The following is a 5,438-nucleotide window of genomic DNA, read 5'->3' as shown; positions in this document are numbered from 1 at the left end:
TGGTTAAAAACCGCAAACTAGCAAGAGCAATCAGTTTGCAAGGATGGCGAGAATTCCGGGTATTGTGTGAGGTAAAGTGCGAAAAACTTAATCGGGAATTCAGGGTTATTAATCGATGGGAACCCACCAGTCAGACTTGTTCTTGTTGTGGGTATCGATGGGGTAAAGTGGATCTCTGTGTCCGTTCAGTGATTTGTTTAAGCTGCGGCATTGAACACGACAGAGATGAAAACGCTTCTAAAAACATAGAAATGGTCGGCATGGGGCATCGGCACGATCTTAAACGGACGGGGAGCGACTGTAAGACTACAACGGTAGCGCGTTGCTGTGATCCGTCAAGAATCACCGACCTAGAAGGTCGGTGAGTATGTCAAATAAACTATTCTCAATAAATAAACAATAGACTTTTTAATATCTAATATCATCTTTATAATTCTTTTTCCCATTAATTTAAGTAACACGTAATTAGATTAAAGTTCATAAAGTAATAGCCGTAAAATTACTTTCAATCTCGTAATTTTAGCTACATTTAAACATCGAAACTTAAAAATCGAAAATATCAAAATTTAGTTAGTAGAATTTTATTAGTATAGTCAATTTCCAGTCAATCCAGTCTTTGAGAGCAACGGCATATTAAGGTGATAAACAGCACAGTAGAAATGATTCTTGATCGTGCCTTGATGGGGTACGATTTATCTTCTGAACAGGGATTGGTATTATTACAGCAATCTGATGCAAGTTCAATTGCTGCAATTTGTGTGACAGCAGACAAACTGCGTCAACGGCAAGCAGGTGACACAGTTACCTACGTTATCAATCGTAATATCAACTTTACTAATATCTGCGAGCAGCACTGTAGTTTCTGTGCTTTCCGACGAGATGAAGGTGACGAAGGTGCTTACTGGTTAGATTGGACAGCGATTTTGGAAAAAACAAAAGATGCTGTTAAACGGGGTGCAACAGAAATTTGTATGCAAGGTGGATTAAATCCAGCAGCCCAAATCAACGGTAAATCTTTGCCTTACTACCTCAAATTAGTAAAAACTATTAAACAGGAATTTCCTCATCTACATCTACACGCTTTTTCTCCCCAAGAAGTACAATTCATCGCTAGAATCGATGGGCTAAGTTATGCTGAGGTCATCGCTGCTTTACGAGATGCTGGTGTAGGTTCTATGCCAGGAACAGCAGCGGAAGTATTAGATGATGAAGTGCGGCGCGTACTGTGTCCTGAAAAAATTGATACAGCAACTTGGTTAGAAATTATCACTACAGCTCATAAATTGGGTTTGCACACCACTAGTACAATGCTGTCGGGACATATTGAGAATCCAGAACAACAAATTCAACATTTAGAAAAATTGCGATCGCTCCAACAAACTGCCATCAGCCAAGAATATCCAGCCCTGATTACTGAGTTTATTTTATTACCATTTGTCGGGCAAGAAGCACCCAAACCCCTGCGTCGTCGTGTAGGGCGTGATCAGCCGGTGTTAGAAAATGCACTTTTGCTGACAGCAGTCGCAAGGATTTTCTTAGGAAAGTGGATTCCTAACCATCAACCAAGTTGGGTAAAACTAGGACTCCCAGGAGCCATAGAAGCTCTCAATTGGGGCTGTAATGATATTGGCGGAACACTAATGGAAGAACACATTACCACCATGGCAGGGGCAATAGGGGGTACATGTATGGAAGTTGAAACCTTACAAAGTGCGATCGCTTCCCTGGGAAGACCTTACCAACAACGAGATACTATTTATCAAAAGATAGGTAGTAGTTAGTCATTAGTCATTGGTCATTGGTCATTGATCATTGGGGATTAGTAGAGACGCGATGATACTCTTACCTTGAAGCCGCTCTTACGAGCGTCTACGCGTCTGTACAATGGTCATTAGTTTTTTCCCTTGTCTTCCTTGTCTCCCTTGTCTGCGTGTTCCTGTGTCCCTCGTATCTCCATACTCTTCCCCTTGGAATGATCCCCAGGATACCAATCCAGGATAGGATGGACGTTGATTTACATATAATTTGACATCAATGATTATGAAGCGCTATTGGTCACGTCTGCTTGCTCTGGTCTTAGTTGTAGCTATTGGGTTAATGGGTTGTTCCGGTAGCCCAGATGGTTTGTCTGGCGATTATCGCCAGGATACATTAGCTGTACTCAATACTTTAAGACATACCCTAGAGTTACCAGACGATTCACCAGAAAAAGTAGCAGCGCAATCACAAGCGCGTCAACAAATTAATACTTTTGCAGCTCGTTATCAACGGGACAATTCTGTTGCAGGTTTGGGTTCTTTCACAACCATGCGAACAGCCCTCAATTCCCTTGCTGGACACTATAGTTCTTATCCCAATCGCCCTGTACCGAAAAAGCTCAAGGATCGTTTAGAAATGGAGTTTAATCAGGTCGAAATGGCGTTAAAGCGTGGTGCATAATTGTCTCTTACGCACCAGTCGATTGTCTAAAGTCATTAAAGGTAAAGCATTTGTACCAAGATATTTCGTTTTGCTAGGAAAGATATACGTACAAATGCTTCACCCATAAAATAATTTTTACCATTAATTAAATTAAATAAAAAATGCGGCAACAGAAATGAGGTGTTGAAAGTCAGTAAAATTGGGCTGCAAAGCCTCAGAACTAAGTACAGCATTTCATTCGTTCCTAGCGAATTATATGCAGAAATACTCTGCGTTCCTCCGCGCTGACTTTGCTACCTGGTGCGTTTAAAAACGCTACGATTTTACGCAAAGCTGTACTATGTTTGTAATTTTACACACTTTTTTCCAACTCATTTGACTTGAAGTTAATAGTTTTTTCTGTAATTTTATTGCTAAGTATGCTTAACCGTCCCCTGAATGTTGTAAAGCCAATGTTCTTTTGGCGGCGTCTTTTCGCTGCGGTTTTCAGCAGTACTCTGCTGATGCCATACTTTGAAACTCAGCCTGCACAGGCTCAAGAAGTCAACCAATTTTGCCAGATATCAGCAGCAGAAGCGCAAGCAAAAGAAAAATTACGTTTGTCAGCCCTTCAAGGCGATCAACAAGCGCAAAACCAGTACCTGCAACTTGTGCGCCAACATACACAAACAGTACAAGAATGTCGAAATCGCAACTGGCCACAAGTCCAAGCTATTTGGTTGCGTTTATATCCCTGCGACATTCAGCCGGGTAGTATCGACAGAATAATGGATCGAATTGTCAACCGAGGCTATAACCAAGTTTATTTGGAAGCTTTTTACGATGGACAGGTACTATTACCAGCAGCAAGTAATCCTACAGTATGGCCTTCTGTGATTCGCACACCGGGGGAAGAAAAAGCTGATTTATTATTGAATGCAATTCAAAAAGGACAACAACGGGGTTTAAAGGTCTACGCCTGGATGTTTACCGCTAATTTTGGCTATACCTATGCCCAGCGTCGTGATCGAGAAGGAGCGATCGCACGCAATGGCAAGGGCCAAACAAGCTTGTATGTTGTAGACGATGGTTCTCAAGTATTTATTGACCCCTACAACGTGCAAGCAAAGCGCGACTATTACCAGATGGTACAAGAAATTTTACGCCGTCGTCCCGATGGAGTGCTGTTTGATTATGTGCGCTACCCACGACAAACAGGGGGAGATTCTATAGCCACTAAAGTAACAGATTTGTGGCTATATAGTGAAGCTACCCAACAAGCATTATTTCAACGAGCGCAGAATAATAAAGGGCTGGAATTAATTCGCCGCTTTTTAACCAAGGGATATGTGACAGCAGGAGATATTAGTGAAATTGACAAACTTTATCCTCAAGAAGGAGAACCGATGTGGCAAGGGCGTACACCACCGCCACCGCCACCCGCAGAACCATCATTACCAATAGGACAAAAAGCGATCGCTGCGGTTATCCCTCCCACACAAAGACAACCAATACTGCAATCAGAACTATGGCAGTTCTCTGTTGCCCATGCCATGCAAGGTATTCTAGATTTTGTCAACCTAGCTGCTTATCCAGCCCAAAAGCTTGGTATCCCCGCAGGAGTAGTGTTTTTTCCTGATGGGAATCAAACCGTTGGACAAGGTTATGATTCCCGCTTACAGCCTTGGGATCGGTTTCCAAGTTCTCTAGAGTGGCATCCTATGTCTTATGCTAATTGCGGCAATGTTGATTGTATTGCAGCCCAAGTAAAGCAGGTGCTAAGTGCGGCTAAACCAGGTACAAAGGTGATTCCTGCGATCGCTGGTCAATGGGGTAAAAATGTCAATGGTCGCCCATCTCTAGACGCGCAAATGCAAGCAATGAGACCATTCGCCTCGCAACTTAGAGGAGTAAGCCATTTTGCTTATTCTTGGCAAGATCCTGAACACGACCAAGAACGGAAATTCTGTCGGGCGAAGTGATCGGGGAAAGGGGATGAGGGATCGGGGAGACAAGGAGGACAACTTCTCAGTTATCAGTTATCAAATTAAACTGGTAACTGTTAACTGTTAACTGTTAACTGATTCATGCCCAATCCCCGATCCCCAATGACTAACAACTAACTTTGTTTCTGTACAAACAGCATCTAAAGGTTTATCCCAAGGTTCAACAGGTAATTGAGGTAAGTAGGCAAAATCAAAGACAACGCCAATAGTTGATTTGTTTGCCCACTCAGGTGCAGCGAGCAAGCGATCATAATATCCTCCGCCGTAACCCAAACGATAGCCTTGCTGATCACAAGCAACACAAGGCACAAGAATTAAATCTACTTGCTCCGGCTCTATAATTGGGGCATCAGGATCAGGTTCGGTAATGCCATATGTCCCAATATTTACTGAATCGTTGAGTATCCAAATATGCCACGATAGAGAATTGCCGATGCAGCGAGGCATACCCCATATTTTTGGAGAGTGACTATCTTTATCTTGCCCAAATAGGGGAGTTAAATCGGGTTCCTGACGAAAGCTGAAATAAGCCAGTACTGTTTTGGCTTGGGTAAACTGAGGTGAGTTGAGAAGGTTAGTATAGATGCGATCGCTTTTTTGTTTCCATTCTGCGACTGACATTGATTGACGTTGTTTGAGAAGCGATTTTCGTAGTTTCGCTTTATCTAGTAGGCGATCAACTTTATCCACGCGAGAAAACTGATTGATGAAAGGGCATTGTGCGTTTTTATTGTAAGTAAGTGGGCGGGATTGACACTCCCCTGGCTAAAGCCGAGGGGATTCTTGGTTCACAGACTCGCCGTTAGACAGCAGGTTTACACCAACTGCCCTTTGATGTGCAAATCTCCCCAAGCGTAAGTTCCGGTATGCCCTACCGTACTGAGACCTAGCCTCAAAATATTGATTGCTGCATTGATATCTCTGTCTTCTGTGTATCCGCAATGAGGACAAACATGAGTTCGAGTAGACAGAGATTTCTTAACCTTCTTGCCACAGTTAGAGCAGTTTTGGCTTGTATTATGAGGAGGAACA

5 protein-coding genes and 1 pseudogene are annotated in these 5,438 nt (G+C 42.8%); 4 read left to right on the top strand and 2 right to left on the bottom strand.

Annotated features, from left to right (window positions below; genetic code table 11):
* From ACE1AT_RS01440 to ACE1AT_RS01425, 4 genes are all read left to right on the top strand, one after another.
* On the top strand, positions 1–365 hold a 365-nt coding region (locus ACE1AT_RS01440), incomplete at its 5' end, for a zinc ribbon domain-containing protein (RefSeq protein ID WP_374865534.1).
* 294 nt (positions 366–659) lie between these two features.
* The gene (cofH, locus tag ACE1AT_RS01435; protein ID WP_374865533.1) at positions 660–1,781 is read left to right on the top strand and encodes a 7,8-didemethyl-8-hydroxy-5-deazariboflavin synthase subunit CofH; all 1,122 of its coding nucleotides are present in this window, start codon (positions 660–662) and stop codon (positions 1,779–1,781) included.
* A gap of 259 nt (positions 1,782–2,040) precedes the next feature.
* Positions 2,041–2,439 (top strand): photosystem II protein Psb27, encoded by a 399-nt coding sequence (psb27, locus tag ACE1AT_RS01430; RefSeq protein ID WP_374865532.1) that lies wholly within the window; start codon positions 2,041–2,043, stop codon positions 2,437–2,439.
* A gap of 401 nt (positions 2,440–2,840) precedes the next feature.
* On the top strand, positions 2,841–4,382 hold the full coding sequence (locus ACE1AT_RS01425) for a family 10 glycosylhydrolase (protein ID WP_374865531.1): 1,542 nt from the start codon (positions 2,841–2,843) through the stop codon (positions 4,380–4,382).
* Between the two features lie 87 nt (positions 4,383–4,469).
* On the opposite strand, the gene ACE1AT_RS01420 is transcribed toward ACE1AT_RS01425, so the two are convergent.
* Entirely contained in the window at positions 4,470–5,096 is a 627-nt protein-coding gene (locus tag ACE1AT_RS01420) for a 5-formyltetrahydrofolate cyclo-ligase (protein ID WP_374865530.1), read from the bottom strand.
* 75 nt (positions 5,097–5,171) lie between these two features.
* A pseudogene (locus ACE1AT_RS01415) lies at positions 5,172–5,438 on the bottom strand (zinc ribbon domain-containing protein); the annotation flags it as partial.

Origin of the sequence: Pelatocladus sp. BLCC-F211, assembly GCF_041928655.1 — a bacterium.
GTDB lineage: Bacteria > Cyanobacteriota > Cyanobacteriia > Cyanobacteriales > Nostocaceae > Pelatocladus.
Note: the sequence above shows the minus strand (reverse complement) of the source record. Positions and strands in the feature narration are given on the sequence as shown.